Below are 20,841 nucleotides of genomic sequence, written 5' to 3'. Positions count from 1 at the left end.
GAAAAGAGTGAGGACCCATGAAATTAAAAATTGCAATGATCGGTGTAGGGCTCATCGGCGGTTCATTGGCGCTTTGCTTTAAAGGCAAGCCCGGTGTAACGGTGATGGGCTATGCCCACCTGCCTGAATTGAAGGACAAGTACATAGCGAGTGGTGTAGTGGATGATGCTACACTCTCCCTGGAGGAAGCGGTACAGGATGCCGACTTTATTTTTTTGTGCGTACCTGTTGGGCTGCTCGAATCATATTTTGAACAGTTGGCCAAGCTTCCCTTGAAAAAGGGATGTATCATTACAGATGTTGGCAGCACAAAGGCGTCCATCGCAGCCTGTGCGGAGCATGTACGCATGAGTGATGCCTACTTTATTGGCGGTCATCCTATGGCCGGATCTGAGCGTGCAGGTGTGGATGCAGCCTCAGCTGTGTTATTCGAGAATGCATACTATGTCTTGACCCCTTCAGAATATGTACCTGAAGAAGCTTACGACAGGTTATCTGATCTTCTTGCGTATACACGTGCCCAGATTGTTCGTGTAGAGCCGCTGCTGCACGATGACATTGTGGGAGCGATCAGTCATTTGCCACATGTCATTGCAGTTGCGCTCGTCAATCAGGTGCGCGAATATAATGAATCGAACCCTTTATATAAAATGCTGGCTGCAGGCGGTTTCCGGGATATTACCCGGATTGCCTCCAGTGATGCCATTGTATGGAGAGATATCCTGCTGAGCAACCGTGAGGTGCTGCTGGGCTTGCTGAAGGACTGGAACAGCCAGATGACGGCTTTCACTGAAATGCTGGAGCAACAAAATGGTGAGGGCATTGAGGAAGCGTTCCGTCAGGCACGCGAGTTCCGCAGCGTGCTGCCAGAACGTCGGAAAGGTATGATCTCGTCGTTGTTTGATCTTTATACGGATGTGCAGGATGCGCCGGGAATGATCGGCAAGATTGCCACCGAGCTTGGGGCGAATGATATTAACTTAAGCAACATGGAAATTATTGAAAACCGGGTCGATGTGCCGGGCATTATGCGTTTGTCGTTCCGGCAGGAAGAAGAAATGGAACGGGCCAAAACGTTGCTGGATTCCCTGGGGTATCAAGTATGGGTTTAGGTTTTTGAAAGGGGGCGAAAGCCCTCTTTTTTATGTTGAAAACCGTCTGTTACAGGATATGTCCTAAAAAAGGACAAAAAAAAGACCGCTTACATAAGCGGCCATTGCTCACGTGGAGCAATACAGTTATTGGATAGGAGTGGAGAGAAACCATACTGTACTTTTATTATATGTATACGTTTTCATTTTGTCAACACTTTGAGTAAAATTGTTTAAAATAATTATAACATTCGTAAATTAAGGAAATATAATCCTTGCTTAAAGTGGAATTGATCCTTATTTGGACAATTGCATGGTAACGAAATTCTTCTGAAATTTTAAATTAATTCTTTATTCGCATAAACTTTTTGAGGCTTTCGTTCGTCCAATATAATAGTGGCTTCACAAAAGGGATCAAATTGAAGTCATGGACGAGAAAATGGCTGCATAATAATGACTGGTCGGGCTTCAATGGAAGCCATGGATTTGCCAGGATGATGCAGACCGTTGTACAATAAATACTGTTAATGTAGAAACGTTGGGGAAATTGCCATTACATAGGGGAATTTGGCGGGAAGGCCTGTTTTGGCGCTGAACGCTGTTTTATGCGGTGAAAACCGCAACTTTTTTGTGCCTGTTCGGTAATACATGGATAGAGTCGAACGGGGAGAAGCACATGGATGGGCGAGGAGGGGTCGCACTCAAATGACGGATTCCCAGTTGATTCGAGAGATCAAGGAAGGTAACCTAGAGTTATATTCCGAGCTGATGAGTCGTTATCAGCGTAAAATACTGGCTTTCGTATATCATATGTTGAAAAGTTCTAATATGGAGCTGCTTGCGGAAGATCTCTGTTCTGAGACTTTCTATAAGGCGTTCCGCAGTCTGCACTCATTCCGAGAGGTGGATGCCTCGTTCTCAACCTGGTTATATACCATTGCGAGAAATACGGTATTGAGTGAGCTTCGCAAACAGCGTAGTGGGAGTGTTCCACTTGAAGAGAGCGGTATTGTACCTGTTGCTCCTTCTGAGAATGCGCCAGAGCATGCTGTATTGCGCAGTGAGCGGGTGATGCTGGTTAGGGATGCAATTAACAATTTACCGGAGAAGCAGCGTTCTGCCATTATACTCCGTGAGTATGATCAACTAGATTACCAGGAGATTGCAAATATTCTTGGGCAGAGCGTTAGTTCTGTGAAATCGTTATTGTTCAGAGCAAGATCAAGCGTAAAAACTCAATTGGAACCTTATTTCTTCGAACCGGTCTACGAGCCATATGAAGGGATGAAGAACCGATGAATTGCAATGAAGCCCAGGAGCTGTTTGCACTGGTCTGGGACTTGCCGGAAGCTCATCCTCAGCGGATTGCATTTCATGCTCATCTCGCTGGTTGTGAAGATTGCTCGCAGCAATTTGAGGTTTGGGAAGAAGCTCAAATTCTGCTGCACAGCATACCGGTCCCAGTGACAGAACAACAGGCAGAGAGAGTAAACCGTAATGTTATGGAACGGATCTATGCGGAGTCTCCATGGCTATTGCCGGAAGAGGCAAAGGTTAATCGTTTCTCTGCTGTGATCCGCAAGCATATGTCTTTGTGGATTGCTGCTTTCCTGGCAATTTTCTTATGCAGCTTTTTGTACATGGCGATGTTTAAGCCAGACGTAACAGAAGCTGAGCAGACCAGCGTGGTCTCTACAGGTATTTTGGAGACAGGGGTAGCGGGCAGTGAGCCTACTTCCTCCGGATTGTACAAGTACAACATGACGGGAGCGGACAGAGGGAGCATTATTGAGCCCTTCGTTGTGAGCATGGGCCCAGCGTATCCTCAGTACTGGATGGCGTTGTCGTTGCTTGCAATTGGTATGGCTCTGTTCTCTCTTGGGCGTATGCATCGTTCAACGAACAAACGCAAACAAGGTGCACGTGCTTAGGTAAAGCTTTCGTTCACCGTATAGAGAAATGAGGGATGAGATGCGGATCGGGCTTATTCGTCACGGCCTAACCGACTGGAATGCGGCAGGACGTATTCAAGGACAGACAGACATACCTCTGAATGCAGAAGGTCGAGAGCAAGCTGAGCGTCTGGGTAGACGTTTGCTTACCGAAGAGTATCGTTGGGACCACATCATAACAAGCGGGCTGTCCAGGGCTCAGGAGACAGGAGAGATCATCTCCGGGCTATTGAATGTTCCTTTGCTGGAGCCAGATGCACGCTTGAAGGAGCGTGCTTTTGGTCAGATTGAAGGTCTGACGTCCGAAGAACGTGTGGCTCGCTGGGGCGCTTCCTGGGAGACGCTGGATCTGGGACAGGAACAGATTGTTGATATTCAGACACGTGCATTGGGCTTTCTGGAGGATTTATGGGAGGCTCATCAGGACCAAAATGTGCTGATTGTCTCCCATGGCGCTTTTTTAGCCAATCTGCTATCAGCTTTGTACAAAGACCGCTATACGGAACGAATTGGAAACCTGTCACTCACGATCCTGGAGAAGGAACGTGACGATTGGAGACCATTGCTTTACAACTGCACACGACACCTTTCATTGGATCTGGCGAAACAACCTGAGTGATTGACTCAGGTTGTTTTTTTTGCATTATGGGCGTTTATTACCATCTTTCTATATGATTTGGAACCTCTCATTCTTCTTCTGAGCAGGCAACTTTGGGCATAGTATGGTTAAAACATAAAAGATTTGCAAAAAAGAGGTTTAGATCATGGGAATTCCGTCAACGATGTTTACAAAACCAAACTACTCCAGGCCCCGAATCAACAGCCAAAAAGTAGTCAAGGGCGAGGCGATGGACCCATGAATCTAGCGGATATGCTTACTTTTGCCGATATCGGCCAGCTTAATCGAATAGCAGACTATTACCAGTGCGAGTGTAAGCCCAATTCCAAACATGAACTCATCCAGAGTATTCTCACTACATTGGGCAGCAGACCATTTTTTGAGCAGCAGGTTCGTGAACTAAACCAGGTAGATCTGCGATTTTTAAACAACTTGCTGTTTGATACCCGCCAATACTTCGGTATGGAGGAACTTGTCGCCATTGCTCGTCAATCGATGGATAAAAAAGATAGCGAAGCTGGAGCCAGTCCACGTGATCTTATCGTACGCTTCACGAAGAGTGGATGGTTGTTCAATGGCACAACTCAGCAGACCAGATACCTGTATCAGGTACCTAAGGATTTGCAAATGAGATTTCGGGATGTGTTATCCAATCATCTGAAATCAGGCATTGCACAGACGAGCGAGCCTCCCGTTTACAGGGATGAATACCATCTACTCGCGGATGATCTGAAACTGTTTCTACAATTTGTCCAGCAGCATGAAATCGCACTAAATGCAGAAGGCATGATGTACCGTCGTTCCCAGCAGCAGATCATGGAGCATTTACATGTGAGTGAGGCGCTGGTGGGTAAAGCTGGATGGAGATTTGGTTATGGTCGTTCGTTCAAAGACTACCCCGACCGATTTGCATTCATCTATGACTACGCTTTTCATCATCGTCTGGTCCGCGAGGAGCAGGGCACGCTGAAATTGTCACCTTCCGGTGAAGACAAGCTGGGTGCGGAGAAAACAGCCGAGATTATACAGCTATTTCGGTTTTGGTTAAGACTTTATAAAGGTGCTATTCCCAATCTGTCCTCCATTGTGTACTGGACAGGGGAATGTGCAGCTGGCTGGTCCACAGTAGAGTCTTTGTTCCGCCAGATTGGTCCTTACATTCAGCCGTTCTATTATGACACTGCAGAGACAATTTATGACAACAGGATACTTAAAATGATGCTGCACCTAGGCATGCTTCGCATTGGAGAACATGCAGATGGGCGAACAGTACAAATGACAGCATGGGGTTTACGTCTTGCGTCATCCTGTCGCTCGCTGTCCGGGGATATTACGCCCGTTATGTTTGACAAGTGAAGGACAAGTTGCTAAAATCACTCCCAAATTAAGGAGTGATACTTATGATAATTCCATACCAAGGTATGCAACCCCAGTTACACCCTTCGGTATATATGGCTGAAGGCGCCAAACTTATAGGTGATCTGACAATGGGTGAAGAATCTACGATCTGGTTCAATGCTGTGCTGCGCGCCGATCTGGCACCCATTGTGATTGGACGGCGCTGTAATATACAGGATAATGCTGTTGGGCATGTCAACACGGATCAGCCTTTGATTTTGGACGACGATGTGTCGGTGGGGCATTCTGCGATTATCCATGGATGTCGTATCGGAACAGGTTCGCTGATTGGTATGGGCGCTATCCTACTCAATGGAGCCGAAATTGGTGAATATACGCTGATCGGGGCCGGTTCTGTTGTTACTGAAAATACTAAAATACCGCCTTATACTCTTGCTTTGGGCACACCAGCCAAAGTGATACGTGAGTTGACTGACGCAGATCTTGAGCGGATGTCGAGAACTACACTAGGTTATGTTGCCAAAGGAAAGGAGTATAGGAGCTCTTAAATCCGTTTTGGAGGTGCATCCTATTGGATAAAATGAAAGTTACGTATGAAGTCATGTTGGGGCTGGCTGCTGAGATGGTGTGGGACGACGCGCTTCGTAAACAGCGCAGCGAGAAGCTGTATATGGAAATCGATAAGGCATTGGCTACCGGAGACGAAGTAGCTTTCCGGAATCTGACGGATGAACTGAAGGCCATAAACTGATGAGCATGTAAAAATAAATATATAACACAGGAAATGCGTGAAACACGCATTTCTTTTTTTGCGTTTATTACCATTCCTGCACAGAAAAAGTATGAATCTCTGGATTTATAATATACGCTCATATATAATATGGGAATAAAATGGATAGAGAGGGGAATTAGGGAATTGAAATTCAGTGAGATGACTCAAGACAGCTGGGCGGAACTGCAACTCTATCTGGATACATGCCTTATTCCATATACAGCCCTGACGGGCAAGCAGTCCCCTGTTGAAGCAACCGAGGCTTTGGAGCGGCTTAGAGATTTTTTGGATATGGTAGAGATTCCGTTCAAAGGGCGTATCATGACTTACCCTGCATTCCATTATGCGTGTCCGGATATGTCAATGGCATTAAATACCTTATCCGAGCAACTCAAATCCTCCGGTTTCAAATATGTGGTTATAATGTCATCCGATGGAGAATTGGAACAGACCCAAATGACTTCAGCTGATTTGGTATTAAGTCGTTCTGTTTTAATTCAAGAGGTTGGAGAAGAGGGGATTTCGCGTTTGGTCGGGGAAAAAATTCGTGAGTTATGGAAAAGATGACCTTCCTATGACAAATGTGACAATTTACCAACAATTTTTTAATAACGCTTACAAATGAACCTTAAAAATGTGTGACAAATTCTTGACGGTGTTCTAGGGCTACTATATGATTATGTATGTTCTAGTAAGTCGTGGAATTTTTGATAATGAAAACGATTGAGAGAGTTGGCTGAAAAAGGGGGTTGGAGACAGTATGAGCAGTGAGCATGACCAGCACGAAGCTTCGATGAAATTGCCAAGCCGCATGGAAATGTCACGCAGGCAGTTTTTGACGTACACGCTTGGTGGAGCTACAGCCTACATGGCCGCCGGTGCAATACTCCCCATGGTCCGTTTTGCGGTGGACCCGATATTGCAGCACAAGGGAGAAGGCACCTCTGTCAAAGTAGCGGAAATCAGCAAAATTACGAATGAACCTCAAGAATTTACGTTTGAATTGAAACAGCAAGACGGTTGGTATTTGAGCAATGCTTCGTTAATCGCCTGGATCAGGAAAGATGAGCAGGGCAAAATTTATGCGCTTTCACCCATTTGTAAACATTTGGGATGTACCGTAGGTTGGAACAGTGATAAGCAATATCCCGACGAATATCATTGTCCATGCCATGGCGCGCATTATGACAAGGAAGGCAAGAATCTTGCCGTAGCCCCGAAGCCGCTTGATGAGTATGTGGTGAAGGAAGATCAGGGTTGGGTTTATCTGGGCGACATTATTCCGAACACCCGAGTCAAATAGGAGGCGTGAACGCAGATGTTTAAAAATGTCTATGACTGGATTGACGAGCGTCTCGATATCACGCCAATTTGGAGGGACGTTGCGGATCATGAAGTTCCAGAGCACGTAAACCCGGCTCATCACTTTTCCGCATTCGTGTACTGCTTTGGTGGATTGACGTTCTTTATCACTGTTATTCAAATTTTGTCAGGGATGTTCCTGACCATGTATTATGTGCCTGATATTATTAATGCTTACGCCAGTGTCGAGTATCTGCAGACTAAAGTAGCCTTCGGCCAAATTGTACGCGGGATGCACCATTGGGGAGCCAGCTTGGTTATCGTTATGATGTTTTTACATACGATGCGTGTGTTCTTTACCGGCTCTTACAAAGCGCCACGCGAGATGAACTGGGTTGTCGGCATGCTGATCTTTTTTGTCATGCTGGGTCTGGGGCTTACCGGGTATCTGTTGCCTTGGGATAACAAAGCCTACTTTGCAACCAAGGTTACGCTTGAGATTGCGAATACGGTTCCTTGGCTGGGACCGATCATTAAGGAATTCCTGCAAGGCGGAACTATTGTAGGTGCGCAGACGTTAACACGGTTCTTTGCCCTGCACGTCTTCTTCCTTCCGGCTGTGCTTCTGGTGCTTCTGGTCGGTCACTTTATTATGATCCGCAGACAGGGCATTTCGGGACCACTATAATCTGAGAAGGGAGGAATCGACATGGCTCACGGACACAAGTCAGATGACCAGGAAAAGATTATCTTCGTCGGGGACTCACGCGTCCGTAAAGGAGCGGGGTTTATAACTCCACCGGATTACACGGCGTATCCCGGCAAATCAGAGGCTTTTATTCCTAACTTCTTGCTGAAGGAATGGATGGTTGGTGTCGTTGTACTGGTTGGTATTCTGGTATTAACGATTTCGGAACCTGCACCACTGGGCTACCCGGCCAATCCAAGTGCATCGGTTATCCCGATGCCGGACTGGTACTTCCTTTTTCTGTATCAGTATTTGAAATACCCATATGCCTCAGGTGATTATGTCCTGCTCGGGGTACTTGGAGTCAGCGGAGTTGCTTTCGGCGCTTTGTTACTGGCCCCTTTTCTGGATACAGGCAAGGAGCGGCGTTTCTACAAACGTCCGATTGCATCATCACTTATGATTCTATCGGTGATGGCCGTTTTCTACCTGACCAATGTTGCGTGGACACACTACGCGCATGAGTTGGAAGCAAGCGGCCAGAAGCCGGAACATATTCAGCGTGAAGAAGAAGCGCGGGAGAAACACGCGCAGGGCCTTCCTACGTCGAATGCGCCAGGTCAGAAAGAAGAAGTGGCGATCGTCGAGAAGGATGACCCTGCAATGGAAACCTTCAAAAAGGCCGGATGTATCGGATGTCATGCGGCAGATATGAAGGGAGCAGGAGGCCCTTCGCTTCGGGGTGTGGGCGACAAACACAGCCAGGAAGAAATCCTGACGATTATCAAAGAAGGATATAACAGCATGCCTGCTCAGTACGACAATGCCATCGCCCAAGGGCTGACAGATGATGACATCAATCACCTGGCAGAATGGCTTGCGAAACAGAAGGCAGAACAGTAAAATCGAAATAAGCAATGAAACCTGATCGTTTATGCGGTCAGGTTTTTTTGAGGCGTTTTTCGCAACATCATTTTTTGGAACGTACAATACATATGATGAAAGGGGCAGAGCCTGTGGCTTTATCGTACTTTTGGAGCCGGGAATTTCTAACGAACCGTTATTTCCTGTGGCTTCTTTTTTGGTGTAACGCATTAGGAACAATATATGGATACATATGGTACGGGGATCAATTGGAGTATACGCTGGCACAGCAACCACTGTGGCAAATTGTGTTTGTGCCGGACAGTCCGACTGCGAGTCTGTTTTTCACACTATCCTTGTTGTGGATTTTGTACAAGCCGAAATCGATGCTTCTGAATCGGATTGGACATGTCGTACAGGCGCTTGCTGTGGTTACTTCGGTAAAATACGGAGTATGGGCAGTCTCCATCATTTTTGCAGGCTGGATGCAGGGGGGCGCACAGAATTGGCAGGATTGGATGTTAATTGCGTCGCATAGCGCCATGGCTATCGAGGCTTTGCTGTATGTGCGATTCTTTGGGTTCCGTTGGGGTGCTCTGGTGATTGCTGCATTATGGACGCTGTTAAACGATACAATGGATTATACCTATGATATCTTCCCTTGGCTGCCTGCATCGCTGATGGACCATCTGGATGGTGTCCGCAATTTCACCGTTGGACTGACGCTAGTGAGCATTCTTTGTGCATGGCTTGCCTTAAGGCAGGCCAAACGGGCCTGATTCATCATGTAAGCTTGTTCTAAGGCACCCTCCCCTGCCATACATTGGTGATGGGAGGGATGTCCATGAAGAGAACGTTCAGGATCAAAACTGGATTTATGGTGGCGTCGTTCATGACTCTATTGTTCTGGACGAACTTATCATACAGCGTATCAGCAGACAGTACAGGTGCGAACGGAAATACAGATCAGCAAGTATCAGCCAAAAATTCAATTGAGCAATTAAATGAAGAAGCGGCCCTGCTGTATCGACATGCCTTGGAGAATGATATTGAAGAGGTTAGAGGCAGTATTTTGCGAATCAGTAAAGGTCTGGAGCATATATCCTTTGAGGGTCAGACGACAGTAGAAGGCATTCATGCCCTATCCGAGACCATTGTTGAAGTGAAAGAAGCTGCGGTCAGGGTGAAAAGTGATGATGCGTCTTTGCAGCAGGCCTCTGCCAAACTTCGACTTGCGGCAGATAGTCTCGCCAACCCGGCCAAACCTTTATGGCTCCAGTATTATAAAATCGTAAAAAATGATATTGATGCGCTGTCAACCGCGGCAGATCAGCAATTAAGTTCGGCGATAATCGCAAGCCGCTACGCCTTGCTGGAGGAGCATTACGAGACCATCCGGCCTGCGGCGATGATCCGCCGTGAACCTTACGAGATCGCCCAACTGGACGCCTGGTTATCTCATACCAAGGGTCTGGCTGAGGCCAAGCAGACTGACATTGCACAATTGAAGAGTATGGTAGCCCACGGTGAAGAGCTGGTAAACCAGTTGTTCGGTCGTGAAAAGGACGAAAGTGCCTTTGTACCGTTTGTTCAGGGGCCTAATCGGAGGGTAGCCGGGTTGCTGATTACTTCCATAATCATAGCAGCGCTAAGTTATGCGGGGTACCGAAAATATCGGGCGCAGCAGCAAGGTATTTTTCCGTTTCGGCGTTAAGCTATTACTGCTATTACTGCCATTAGAATATGACAAAGACCTCTATCTGCAAGGAAGGCCAACCCGTGGCTCTTCTCTTGGGGAGAGAGGTTTTCTTTTGTGTACAAATATAAGGTCAGCTTTCCTTGAACCCTTCTCCATGTACATCATGCACATCGCTAATAATAACAAAAGCTCTTGGGTCAACCGAACGCACAATCGTCTGCAAACGTCGGAATTCCTGCCTGGAAATAACACAGTAAGCAACATGCTTGGCTTGTTTCGAATACGCACCAATGGCGGGAATGAGCGTTACACCGCGGTCCATATCACGGGTAATCAGATCTGCAATTTCGGGTGCATGGTCACTGATGATCATAAATGCGCGAGCCGAGTAGGCTCCTTCCTGAATAAAGTCGATCACTTTAGAGGCGATAAACACAGCTACAAGGGTATACAGTATTTTTTCTTTGGGAATGTAGACGAGGGAGATACCAATAATGATGAAATCGATACCTAATAGAACACGTCCCATACTCCAGCCATATTTTCGATTAAGTATGCGGGCAATAATGTCAGAGCCACCTGTCGTTCCGCCCCAGCGGAATACGATACCAAGGCCTGCCCCCAGGGTAACTCCAGCGTAAAGCGCCGCAAGTAAAAGGTCATTCTGGGTATGAAGCGGTTCAATCCAGCCAAGATGAATCATTTTCTCAAATAACCACAGAAACACCGTAAGTGCTCCTATGCCCACGCCTGTATAGATCATCTGTCTGCCGCCCAAAATCTTGAGCCCCACCAGAAAGAGCGGAATATTAACAACCAAGGTTGTAAGCGAAGGAGAGATGTTGAATGCATAGTTCAGCAGGACCGTAATCCCGGTTACGCCGCCTTCCATAAGCTGGTTGGGGATGATGAAGTACAGAAGTCCAAAGGCATATAATGCCGTACCCAATAGGATGGGGAGAATCAATTTGAATTGAACCCAGGTTTTGGAAGTGCTCATAAGTTCCCTCTCCGTTTTACAAATTAGAATGAGAAAGCAATCATTCCCATCTTAGTATACCTGTTTATCGATTCTTTAAAAATGATTTGTCGTTTATGATGGTGGAAGTGAATCTAAATAACTGATATATTAGGAACAAATACGACACAATTTCAAAAGGAGAATCCGTTCTCATGGAGAAAAGCATTGCAGAAATGCAGCGTGAGGTTGATCTGTATATTTCTCAGTTCAAAGAAGGATACTTCAGCCCGCTGGCCATGCTCGCCCGTATGTCTGAAGAGGTGGGAGAGCTTGCAAGGGAAGTGAATCACGAATTTGGTGAGAAGCCGAAAAAATCTTCCGAAGCAGACAATTCCATTGAGCTTGAGCTCGGGGACATATTATTTATCACGATTTGTTTTGCTAACTCTCTAGGGATCGACCTGGCTGAGGCGCACGACAAAGTCATGCATAAATTTAACACACGCGATGCAAATCGGTGGACGCCAAAAAACACCGATTAGGCGTAGATTACATATGCTGTACCATCACCTCATTGGGGAGGGACAGCTTGGATGATGACACCGGAAGAGTATATGCAGCATGCTTATCGCTGTATTTTGCAAAATGATTTTGAGCAGGCGATTCGTTGGTTTGAATCTGCTATTAATGCTCACCCGGAACATGCGGAGCTCTATTATCGTTGTTCCATTACACATGCCCGCAGTCAACACCTGGCTCCAGCGCTTGAATATGCGCGTAAGGCTGTTGAACTGTCACAGGGGATAGAGGAATATGTTTTGCATTTGCAGACCCTGGAAGCCAAACAGATAAGCCTTCAGGCCAAGGTGCTGCTGGAGCAGGCCGGAGACGGAACGCATGAACGATATGTGCAGGCGGCCGATCTGCTGAAACAGGCGGTTAAACTTGATCCGTTATATGTGGAAGCGCATATCATGCTTGCACTTGCTTACAGCGATCTGAATGAGTTCGATCTTGCAACCCGGTCCGTTCGTGACGCATTGTTACTGGACCCGCAGAATGAGCAACTGCATCTAATGTTACAGGAAATTAAGCAGCGTATGAAGTCCATTCAATAAGGGTCCATTTCATAACGGAATGGATATCTGTTGAAATGGATTCAACCAAACGAACCAACATAGTGAGGAGATGCAGCCAAGATGAGTGAAGTAATAAGAGTTGCCGTAATCGGAGCGGCTGGCCGGATGGGCCGTGAAGTAGTGAAACTGGTGCTTCAAGATCCTGAACTGGAGCTCGCCGCAGCGGTCAACCGCTCCGGAGTAGGCACGGATGCCGGAACACTTGTCGGTCTGCCCGAATGTGGGGTGCTTCTGACCGATGATATCGAGATGGCTTTTGCAGAGACTAAACCACAGGTTATGGTGGACTTCACAGTCCCTCAATACGCCTTTGCCCATACAGAGATTGCCATTCGTCACGGTGTAAGACCTGTTATGGGTGTTACCGGCTTTACGCCGGAGCAGATTGAACAGCTGGACAAGCAGTGTCAGGACAAAGGCATTGGAGGGCTAATCGCCCCGAATTTCTCGATCGGTGCTATTCTGATGATGAGATTTGCCGCACAAGCTGCCAAACATATGCCGAACGTGGAGATCATCGAATATCACGGCGATCAGAAGCTGGATGCTCCTTCAGGTACAGCAATCAAAACAGCCGAGCTAATTGCAGCAAACCGTGAGGAACTTCGTCAGGGCAATCCGAATGAAGAAGAGACGATCGAAGGATCGCGTGGCGGATATTATAATGGATTCCGAATTCATAGTGTACGGTTGCCGGGGGTATTCGCCCAGCAGGAAGTGGTATTTGGAGACTTTGGCCAATCTCTCAAAATTCGTCATGACTCTTATGAACGGGCAGGTTATATGCCTGGTGTTAAGATTGGTGTACAGAAGGTTATGGAATATACAGGACTCATCTACGGATTTGATCACTTTATCGACTAAAAGAGGTAGTTCAAAAAGTCAACTTTTGATCACGAGGTCACTCGAGAAGCGGATACGACATCGAATCTTGAATTCAGCCGGGCCTTCCGTTGCTCACGTAGGTTCGCAAGCACATGCTTCCGAAGCCGTTTTCTCCGAAAACGTGTAGCTCCGCTACTCAGTCCCTAGCTTTATCCAACCTTCTTGGTGCTGAAAACCTGACTTTTTGAACACACACTAAAAGGAGATTGTCATGTTGAAAATCGCATTTATTGCCCATGATCGCAAAAAAGAAGAGATGGTTAACTTCGTGACAGCCTACGAAAATGTATTTACAGACCATCAACTCTACTCGACAGGTACAACAGGTCTTCGTATTATGGAAGGCACCTCATTACAGATCCATCGGTTTGAATCCGGTCCACTGGGCGGGGATCAACAGATCGGAGCTTTGGTTGCGCAAAATGAGATGGATTTGATTATTTTTCTGCGTGATCCATTAATGGCACAGCCGCATGAACCAGATATTAACGCTTTGCTGCGTTTGTGCGATGTACAGGGAATACCGCTTGCTACCAATATTGCAACGGCAGAGATTCTCGTTAAAGCGCTCGATCGCGGTGATTTTGGCTGGAGAGAGCTTGTACATAAATACAAGCCTGAGGGTGGATTGAATTCGGGTGATGCTCAATGAGTTTGGACATTCTCATATTTGGTGCACACGCGGATGATGCAGAGATTGGAATGGCAGGAACGATTGCCAAACATACTGCAGCGGGACTGAAAGTAGGCGTGTGTGATCTGACCCGGGCAGAGATGTCCTCCAACGGGACAGTAGAGCGCAGAGCCGAGGAAGCGGAGCAAGCCTCCCGCGTCCTCGGTCTTTCGTGTCGAAGCAATCTCGGTTTGCCTGATCGGGGACTGTATATGACTCCTGAACACATCGAAGCTGTGACTGCCGAGATACGGCGTCATGCCCCTCGAATCGTGTTTGCGCCTTATTGGGAGGATCGTCACCCGGATCATGTGATGTGCAGCAAGCTGGTGCAGGAGGCTGTCTTTAATGCCAAGCTTAGAAACTATAAGCCGGACATGCCCGCAGTTCAGGTGAAAGAATTGTATTTTTACTTCATTAACGATATCGGACCAACGGATTTGATTGTGGATATTACGGAACACTATGAGCAGAAGGAAAATTCATTGCTCAGTTATCGTTCCCAGTTCGAATTGGGAGAAGGCGCAGTTGCCACTCCATTGACTCAAGGATATATTGAACGTGTAAAAGCCCGGGATTCTTTGCTCGGACAGCGTAGCCTTATTCCATTTGCAGAAGGATTCGCTAGTATTACACCATATGTAGTTCATCAATTTGGCCAAGCTGCCAAGTCATAAAACGATTGAACTTTCTCGTATAAATCATTTATCAATTGCAATTCCGTTGCATTACATCAACCTGCACACGCGGGAGATTAAAGGAGCGTCCACCGGATGGATCAAAAGCTAAAAATTGGTATAACCTGTTATCCGTCCCTCGGAGGGTCTGGCGTTGTCGCAACGGAGCTGGGCAAATTGCTTGCCGAACAGGGTCACCAGGTTCATTTTATTGCCAATAGTATTCCGTTTAGACTGGGTAAATTTCAGAAAAATATTTTCTATCATGAAGTTGAGGTCAACGATTATTACGTCTTCCGTTATCCACCGTATGACCTGTCATTGGCCACGAAAATGGCGCAAGTAGCCAAAGCACAGCAACTGGATCTGCTGCACGTACATTATGCAGTGCCACATGCGGTGTGTGCCTTTTTGGCTAAACAAATGGTGGGTGAGGATTTAAAGGTGGTCACAACGTTACACGGAACAGATATTACCGTACTGGCGCAGGATGAGTCGTTGAAGGATTTGATTCGACTTGCCATCAACGAGAGTGATGCGGTTACGGCCGTTTCCCAGGATTTGATTCGTGAAACGGTTGAATTGCTGGATATAAGACGTCCAATTGATCTGACCTATAACTTTATTGATAAACGAATTTATTATCCGCGTGACGCCGCAAGTCTGCGTAGAGACTTCGCAGCACCTCACGAAAAAATACTGATGCATATCTCCAACTTCCGTCCTGTGAAGAGAACACAGGATGTTGTAGAGGTGTTCCGCCAAGTACAGGAGCAAGTACCTGCCAAACTGTTATTTGTTGGAGAAGGACCGGATTTGCCGAAGATTCAATGGAAGATTAATGAGCTTGGACTGAATGACAAAGTTCATTTCCTGGGTAAGCAGGATGATATTGCTCAAGTCATTTCGATGGCTGATGTGCTTATGCTGCCGTCCGAGAAGGAAAGCTTTGGTCTGGTGGCACTCGAAGCCATGGCTTGTGGCGTACCTACCATTGGTTCACTAGCAGGAGGTATCCCTGAGCTGGTATTGCACGGCAAGACCGGATTTTTGTCTCCAATCGGCGACACGCAATCGATGGCGGAGAACACGATTCGTTTGTTGACAGACGATCGTTTGACTGCGGACTTCAGAGAAGCGTGCTTGAGACGGGCACACCATGATTTCTGTAATGATGCCATTCGGCACGAATATGAACAAATATACTACCGGGTACTGGGACGTGAAGTTCCAAATCTGAAGCCGGTTTGTGGCTGATCGTCAGATAGGATAGTTCCATCTTGGAAATAGTTCTGTGTAAGCCACACCAAGCAACACGTAGTTATGGGGTGAGAGTAAGTGGTTGAATGGACACAGGTAGACCATGAAATGGCAAGACAAAGTGAACAGGTGCTGCGGACATTAAATGAAAAAGGGTACGAGGCCTACTGGGTCGGTGGTTGTGTACGTGATGAACTGCTGGAACGTAGCGTGGATGATATGGATATCACCACGTCCGCTTCCCCTGAGCAAGTCATGGAACTGTTCGCCGATTGCATTCCTACAGGCCTCCAGCATGGAACGGTTACTGTTCGTTCAGGAGGTTTTTACTTTGAAGTTACGACCTTCCGCACCGAATCTGAATATAAGGATAATCGAAGACCCGCTGCCGTTCAATTTGTGCAGGATGTCAAAGAAGATTTGCAGCGGCGTGACTTCACAATGAATGCTCTCGCTATGGATCGAGACGGAAATATCGTTGATCCTTTCGGGGGACAATCGGATATTCAGGATGGGCGGGTCAGATGTGTGGGATCGGCAGCAGAACGCTTTGGTGAAGATGCGCTGCGGATGCTTCGCTGTGTTCGTTTTGCTTCGGTATTTGATTTCAAAATTGCCTACAACACCTGGAAGGGGCTTGTTCATCAAAAGGATCTGCTCCAACATATCGCCATGGAAAGAGTACGTACCGAAATGGTGAAAATGATGGCAGGCCCCCATCCGCTGCGCGGTCTGGAATTGCTGTTTCGCAGCCAGGCGCTGGAGCATGTGAAAGCACCGATCCATATGGAACGATTCAATAAAGCCCTCATGTGCAATATGGAACAATTGATGGAAGAGAACGTTTTATTGCGCTGGTCCATGATACTGATTGCAGGTCGTTATACCCGAGATGAAGCAGATGCTTTGCTTCGAAAATGGACGTTTTCTAATGACGATCGTTCCCGCATTAGTGGAGTTCTCCAGGTCGAACAGTTAATTCAGACTGTCGTACAGGAGCTGAGGGATGAAGAGACACTACGATCAGAATGGATCGTGACTGTGCTAGCTTGCGGACGTCAGGCAACAGAGGACTGGCTCATCGTTCAACGACTGTTTCCAGCAGGTTGGCGAGATCAAGAGGTTCTGCACGAAGAACAGATCGACATAATACAATCCCGAGGTGCTGCATGGAGTCAATCTATGAAAGTGCATGAACTGAAAGATCTGCAAATTACAGGTGAGAACGTTCTGCAGCTGCTTGGACGTAAGGGTGGACCATGGCTGGGACAATTGATGAAACATCTCTTAAGAGAGACTGCGATCGGAAATATAGCGAATCAGCATGACATGCTGACCAACGAAGTAAAGCGGGTGGCTGCAGATGACAAAGCATGAGGAACTGTTACATATGTTACTGAATGCCGAAGGGGAGTTTGTGTCTGGTGAGGAGATCAGTCGCAACCTTTCCATTAGCCGTACGGCCGTGTGGAAGCACGTAAACAAACTGCGCGATATGGGTTATGAGTTTGAAGCAGTATCTCGCAAAGGGTATCGCTTGGTGACGAAACCGGACAGTATCGATGCTACAGCGCTTCAGCTGGCTCTGGAAACGACGGTGTTTGGTCGGAAGGCGATCATTCTGAATTCCACGTTGTCTACCCAAGGTGATGTTCAGCACATGGCTGAGCAGGGGCAGGGCGAAGGGGCAGTGGTTCTGGCAGAAGAACAGACGGGTGGACGAGGTCGCTTTGGACGTAAATGGTACTCCCCACCTGGACGAGGCATCTGGATGAGTGTTCTAATGCGTCCGGAGCTTGCACTGCAAAATACACCACAGCTTACGTTATTAACGGGTGTGGCGGTGTGTCGTGCCATTCGGTCATATACAGGTGCTGATGCCGGGATTAAATGGCCTAATGATCTTTTTATTGATGGTCGCAAGGTATGCGGGATTCTGCTTGAATCGACTGTTGAAGACCACGAATTACGCTACTGTATCGCAGGCATAGGCGTAGATGTGAACTTTGATCCTAAGGATTATCCTGAGGATCTGAGTTCAATCGCAACTTCACTTAAGATGGAAACGGGACAAACCGTAGACCGAACCAAACTTGCAGCGGCCATTCTCTCAGAATTGGAGCGTTTGTATTTTTTGTATCAAAAGGAAGGGTTCGATGTGATCTCTTCGCTCTGGGAAGCTTTGTCCGTATCCATGAATCGTGAAATTAAGGTGGCTAATCCACAGGGGATCATCGAAGGTACAGCCATAGGCCTTGATTCTTCTGGCGCATTGATTTTGGAGAAGAAAAACGGTGAGCGTGTATCGGTTTACTCCGGTGAAGTTTCATTGGTAAATTAAACAATTTGTCGAATTTACACCGTTAAAATGAACATAAGACGTGAACTTTGGGCAGAACTTTGGTATACTGTGTTCGTGAGGCGATATCGGCTAATGCAGACCGAATTGCACTCCGGCAGTAGTATGCTTTGTTCTGCTTCAAAATGTTGCAGTGACAAGGCAGCAATGGTAATAAAGTGAGTTGTTGGATTCTGCTCTGAGCCGAAGAGGACCGAGACAGAAGGGACGATCGCAAGTGACTCTTTTTTGACTTTTCGGGACTTTTTAGTGGAAACTAAAAGGTTTTTTTGTTGTTTTTAAATTGAAAAGATGAGAGGAGCCATGACGAAAATGGCAAACAAATCAGCGTTGAATATTGTGAAAATGAAAAAATATAAGCAGGACGGCGTGCCGCTTAGCATGATTACAGCTTACGATTATCCGACAGCCCAATTGGCTGAGGAAGCGGGTATCGATCTGATTCTGGTTGGTGATTCACTGGGAAACGTGGTATTGGGTTATAACTCCACCTTGCCTGTTACGATCGACGATATGGTGTACCATACACGCTCTGTGGTACGTGGTGCGGGAAATACGTTTATCGTTGCTGACATGCCCTTCATGACGTATCATGGCAGCCTGGATGAGACGCTCAAAGGTGTTCGTCGCCTGATGCAGGAGGGGCATGCACAAGCAGTCAAGATGGAGGGCGGTCTCGAAATCGCGGATACGGTAAAAGCGGTTGTGCAAGCCGGTGTACCTGTACTTGGACATATCGGACTTACACCACAGTCCGTGAATCAAATTGGCGGTTATCGTATTCAGGGCAAGGATGCTGCAGATGCCAAACGGCTGATGGACGAAGCCAAGGCGCTTGAAGCAGCCGGAGCTTTCGGCATTGTACTAGAGCTGGTTACGGAAGAAGTGGCTAGAGCAATCTCGGAAGAACTGTCTATTCCTACGATTGGTATTGGGGCAGGTAGAGGGTGTGATGGTCAGGTACTGGTATTCCATGATGTGGTTCAGTATGCTTCCCCATACACCCCAAAACGCTTTGTCAAATCGTATGGAGACGTAGGTACATTAATTCGTAATAGCATTGAGTCCTATGTGAAAGAAGTCAAAGATCGCTCATTCCCGGCAGAAGAGCATATATTTACCGCCGCTGACGGCGTTCTGGATCAACTGTATGGACATCGCAAAGAAAAGGTGGAGACGAACGCATGAAAGTGATACGGACAATCGCAGAATTAAGACAAGAACTGAGCTTGAAACGTCAGTCGATTCAGTCCAGAGAGTCCGTTGTAGGACTTGTGCCTACGATGGGATTTCTTCATGATGGCCATGCAAGCTTGATGCAAGCGGCCAAACAACAGAGTGATATCGTGGTTTTGAGCATATTCGTAAATCCCATTCAATTTGGTCCGAATGAAGACTTTGACAGTTACCCTAGGGATGAAGCCAGAGATGTGGAAACAGCACGAGCAAAAGGGGTGGATATCGTATTTATTCCCTCTGTTGAAGAGATGTATCCACAGCCTACACAAACGACCGTATCGGTTTCCCGTTTAACAGATCGCTTGTGCGGTGCTTCTCGTCCAGGGCATTTTGACGGAGTGACTACGGTCGTGTCGAAGCTGTTTAACATTGTACAACCGCAGCGTGCATTTTTTGGCATGAAGGACGCACAGCAGGTAGCTGTGATCCAGCAGATGGTTAACGATTTGAACATGGCAGTTGAGATTGTACCTTGTCCTATCGTTCGTGAAAGTGATGGATTGGCGCTTAGTTCGCGCAACGTGTACCTCAGTACAGAACAGCGTCAGGAAGCTCTCGTTCTGTCCAAGGCGTTACGTGAGGCACAGGAAGCTGTAGATGCGGGGACGGCGTTGACGGCAGCGGATATCCGCGGCATATTGCGTCAGAACATTGAACGTTCACCAATGGCTGTGATTGATTATGCTGAAATTCAGGCTTTTCCAAGTCTGGAGCCACTTGCGGATCAGGAAAAAGTTCATGGTCGTGACGATTTGTTGATCGCACTTGCAGTAAAATTCGGCAAAACAAGATTGATTGACAATATAAGGCTGCAAAAATCGGAGGTACTGTCCCATGTTTAGAACACTAATGAAATCCAAAATTCACCGGGCAACCGTTACGGAAGCAAACCTCAACTATGTGGGTAGCATTACCATTGATGAAGATCTAATGGAAACTTCCGATCTGATGGAAAATGAGAAAGTGCAAATTGTGAATAACAACAATGGCGCACGTTTGGAAACCTATGTCATTCCAGGTCCACGGGGAAGTGGAGTAATCTGCTTGAATGGAGCAGCGGCCCGTCTGGTACAGCCTGGGGATACCGTCATTATCATTTCCTATGCGATGATGTCTCAAGAAGAGGCAAATAATCACAAGCCTACCGTTGTATTTGTGGATGGACAGAATAAACCTGTGCAAACGATGAAGCAAGAAGTTCATGCGACGATTATGTAATCGACTGGTAAGGGGAATGAAATCGCCCCATTCTACAAAAAATGAGTACAGGTCACTGCACTAATCCATTTTTTCAAGGGTGGG

Annotated in this window: 25 protein-coding genes; 24 read left to right on the top strand and 1 reads right to left on the bottom strand. The window is 46.9% G+C overall.

Annotation, left to right across the window (positions count from 1 at the left end; all coding sequences use genetic code 11):
* The first annotated feature begins 17 nt into the window (after window positions 1–17).
* From BMY78_RS16025 to BMY78_RS15965, 13 genes are all read left to right on the top strand, one after another.
* Window positions 18–1,112: a prephenate dehydrogenase gene (locus tag BMY78_RS16025; protein WP_090900559.1), complete on the top strand. Its 1,095-nt coding sequence runs from the start codon at window positions 18–20 to the stop codon at window positions 1,110–1,112.
* 684 nt (window positions 1,113–1,796) lie between these two features.
* Window positions 1,797–2,390 (top strand): RNA polymerase sigma factor, encoded by a 594-nt coding sequence (locus tag BMY78_RS16020; protein ID WP_053780698.1) that lies wholly within the window; start codon window positions 1,797–1,799, stop codon window positions 2,388–2,390.
* Window positions 2,387–3,022 (top strand): anti-sigma factor family protein, encoded by a 636-nt coding sequence (locus BMY78_RS16015; RefSeq protein WP_090900556.1) that lies wholly within the window; start codon window positions 2,387–2,389, stop codon window positions 3,020–3,022. The genes BMY78_RS16020 and BMY78_RS16015 overlap by 4 nt, the downstream gene beginning before the upstream one ends.
* Window positions 3,023–3,062: 40 nt before the next feature.
* Window positions 3,063–3,662 carry a histidine phosphatase family protein gene (locus BMY78_RS16010; protein ID WP_090900553.1) on the top strand — a complete coding sequence of 200 codons (600 nt, stop codon included), beginning with the start codon at window positions 3,063–3,065 and terminating at the stop codon, window positions 3,660–3,662.
* Between the two features lie 237 nt (window positions 3,663–3,899).
* The gene (locus BMY78_RS16005; protein ID WP_090900550.1) at window positions 3,900–5,018 is read left to right on the top strand and encodes a hypothetical protein; all 1,119 of its coding nucleotides are present in this window, start codon (window positions 3,900–3,902) and stop codon (window positions 5,016–5,018) included.
* Between the two features lie 44 nt (window positions 5,019–5,062).
* Window positions 5,063–5,569, top strand: a complete 507-nt coding sequence (locus BMY78_RS16000) for a gamma carbonic anhydrase family protein (protein WP_090900547.1) — start codon at window positions 5,063–5,065, stop codon at window positions 5,567–5,569.
* A gap of 23 nt (window positions 5,570–5,592) precedes the next feature.
* On the top strand, window positions 5,593–5,772 hold the full coding sequence (locus BMY78_RS15995) for an IDEAL domain-containing protein (RefSeq protein ID WP_024630643.1): 180 nt from the start codon (window positions 5,593–5,595) through the stop codon (window positions 5,770–5,772).
* Between the two features lie 165 nt (window positions 5,773–5,937).
* Complete coding sequence (locus BMY78_RS15990; RefSeq protein WP_090900544.1) at window positions 5,938–6,360, top strand: DUF2487 family protein; 423 nt, start codon at window positions 5,938–5,940, stop codon at window positions 6,358–6,360.
* Between the two features lie 193 nt (window positions 6,361–6,553).
* Window positions 6,554–7,096: a QcrA and Rieske domain-containing protein gene (locus BMY78_RS15985; protein ID WP_090900541.1), complete on the top strand. Its 543-nt coding sequence runs from the start codon at window positions 6,554–6,556 to the stop codon at window positions 7,094–7,096.
* Window positions 7,097–7,111: 15 nt separating this feature from the next.
* Complete coding sequence (qcrB, locus tag BMY78_RS15980) at window positions 7,112–7,783, top strand: menaquinol-cytochrome c reductase cytochrome b subunit (RefSeq protein ID WP_017687726.1); 672 nt, start codon at window positions 7,112–7,114, stop codon at window positions 7,781–7,783.
* 21 nt (window positions 7,784–7,804) lie between these two features.
* Complete coding sequence (locus tag BMY78_RS15975; RefSeq protein ID WP_090807379.1) at window positions 7,805–8,686, top strand: menaquinol-cytochrome c reductase cytochrome b/c subunit; 882 nt, start codon at window positions 7,805–7,807, stop codon at window positions 8,684–8,686.
* A gap of 113 nt (window positions 8,687–8,799) precedes the next feature.
* Window positions 8,800–9,426, top strand: coding sequence for a DUF1405 domain-containing protein (locus tag BMY78_RS15970; RefSeq protein ID WP_090902507.1), 627 nt, complete (start codon window positions 8,800–8,802; stop codon window positions 9,424–9,426).
* Between the two features lie 65 nt (window positions 9,427–9,491).
* On the top strand, window positions 9,492–10,361 hold the full coding sequence (locus tag BMY78_RS15965) for a sporulation protein YpjB (protein ID WP_177185751.1): 870 nt from the start codon (window positions 9,492–9,494) through the stop codon (window positions 10,359–10,361).
* A 115-nt stretch (window positions 10,362–10,476) separates the two neighbouring features.
* Here BMY78_RS15965 and BMY78_RS15960 read toward each other — a convergent pair whose 3' ends face one another.
* Entirely contained in the window at window positions 10,477–11,346 is an 870-nt protein-coding gene (locus tag BMY78_RS15960; protein ID WP_063566789.1) for a YitT family protein, read from the bottom strand.
* A 173-nt stretch (window positions 11,347–11,519) separates the two neighbouring features.
* Here BMY78_RS15960 and BMY78_RS15955 point away from each other — a divergent pair, with 173 nt between their 5' ends.
* From BMY78_RS15955 to panD, 11 genes are all read left to right on the top strand, one after another.
* Complete coding sequence (locus BMY78_RS15955; protein ID WP_024630636.1) at window positions 11,520–11,849, top strand: nucleotide pyrophosphohydrolase; 330 nt, start codon at window positions 11,520–11,522, stop codon at window positions 11,847–11,849.
* 51 nt (window positions 11,850–11,900) lie between these two features.
* The gene (locus BMY78_RS15950; RefSeq protein WP_090900535.1) at window positions 11,901–12,425 is read left to right on the top strand and encodes a tetratricopeptide repeat protein; all 525 of its coding nucleotides are present in this window, start codon (window positions 11,901–11,903) and stop codon (window positions 12,423–12,425) included.
* An 81-nt stretch (window positions 12,426–12,506) separates the two neighbouring features.
* Window positions 12,507–13,310 (top strand): 4-hydroxy-tetrahydrodipicolinate reductase, encoded by an 804-nt coding sequence (gene dapB, locus BMY78_RS15945; RefSeq protein ID WP_053780709.1) that lies wholly within the window; start codon window positions 12,507–12,509, stop codon window positions 13,308–13,310.
* Window positions 13,311–13,542: 232 nt separating this feature from the next.
* Window positions 13,543–13,983 carry a methylglyoxal synthase gene (gene mgsA, locus BMY78_RS15940; protein WP_024630633.1) on the top strand — a complete coding sequence of 147 codons (441 nt, stop codon included), beginning with the start codon at window positions 13,543–13,545 and terminating at the stop codon, window positions 13,981–13,983.
* Window positions 13,980–14,681: a bacillithiol biosynthesis deacetylase BshB1 gene (gene bshB1 / locus BMY78_RS15935; RefSeq protein WP_090900532.1), complete on the top strand. Its 702-nt coding sequence runs from the start codon at window positions 13,980–13,982 to the stop codon at window positions 14,679–14,681. The genes mgsA and bshB1 overlap by 4 nt, the downstream gene beginning before the upstream one ends.
* 96 nt (window positions 14,682–14,777) lie before the next feature.
* Window positions 14,778–15,938 carry an N-acetyl-alpha-D-glucosaminyl L-malate synthase BshA gene (gene bshA / locus BMY78_RS15930; RefSeq protein WP_090900527.1) on the top strand — a complete coding sequence of 387 codons (1,161 nt, stop codon included), beginning with the start codon at window positions 14,778–14,780 and terminating at the stop codon, window positions 15,936–15,938.
* A gap of 81 nt (window positions 15,939–16,019) precedes the next feature.
* On the top strand, window positions 16,020–17,318 hold the full coding sequence (locus BMY78_RS15925; protein WP_306459201.1) for a CCA tRNA nucleotidyltransferase: 1,299 nt from the start codon (window positions 16,020–16,022) through the stop codon (window positions 17,316–17,318).
* Window positions 17,305–18,282, top strand: coding sequence for a biotin--[acetyl-CoA-carboxylase] ligase (locus BMY78_RS15920; protein ID WP_090900524.1), 978 nt, complete (start codon window positions 17,305–17,307; stop codon window positions 18,280–18,282). Before BMY78_RS15925 ends, BMY78_RS15920 begins: the two co-directional genes overlap by 14 nt.
* A 330-nt stretch (window positions 18,283–18,612) precedes the next feature.
* Entirely contained in the window at window positions 18,613–19,488 is an 876-nt protein-coding gene (panB, locus tag BMY78_RS15915; RefSeq protein WP_090900521.1) for a 3-methyl-2-oxobutanoate hydroxymethyltransferase, read from the top strand.
* The gene (gene panC, locus BMY78_RS15910) at window positions 19,485–20,381 is read left to right on the top strand and encodes a pantoate--beta-alanine ligase (protein WP_090900518.1); all 897 of its coding nucleotides are present in this window, start codon (window positions 19,485–19,487) and stop codon (window positions 20,379–20,381) included. The genes panB and panC overlap by 4 nt, the downstream gene beginning before the upstream one ends.
* Complete coding sequence (panD, locus tag BMY78_RS15905) at window positions 20,374–20,757, top strand: aspartate 1-decarboxylase (protein WP_062327492.1); 384 nt, start codon at window positions 20,374–20,376, stop codon at window positions 20,755–20,757. The genes panC and panD overlap by 8 nt, the downstream gene beginning before the upstream one ends.
* Window positions 20,758–20,841 lie beyond the last annotated feature (84 nt).

The organism is Paenibacillus sp. OK076 (assembly GCF_900110055.1).
GTDB lineage: Bacteria > Bacillota > Bacilli > Paenibacillales > Paenibacillaceae > Paenibacillus.
Note: the sequence above shows the minus strand (reverse complement) of the source record. Positions and strands in the feature narration are given on the sequence as shown.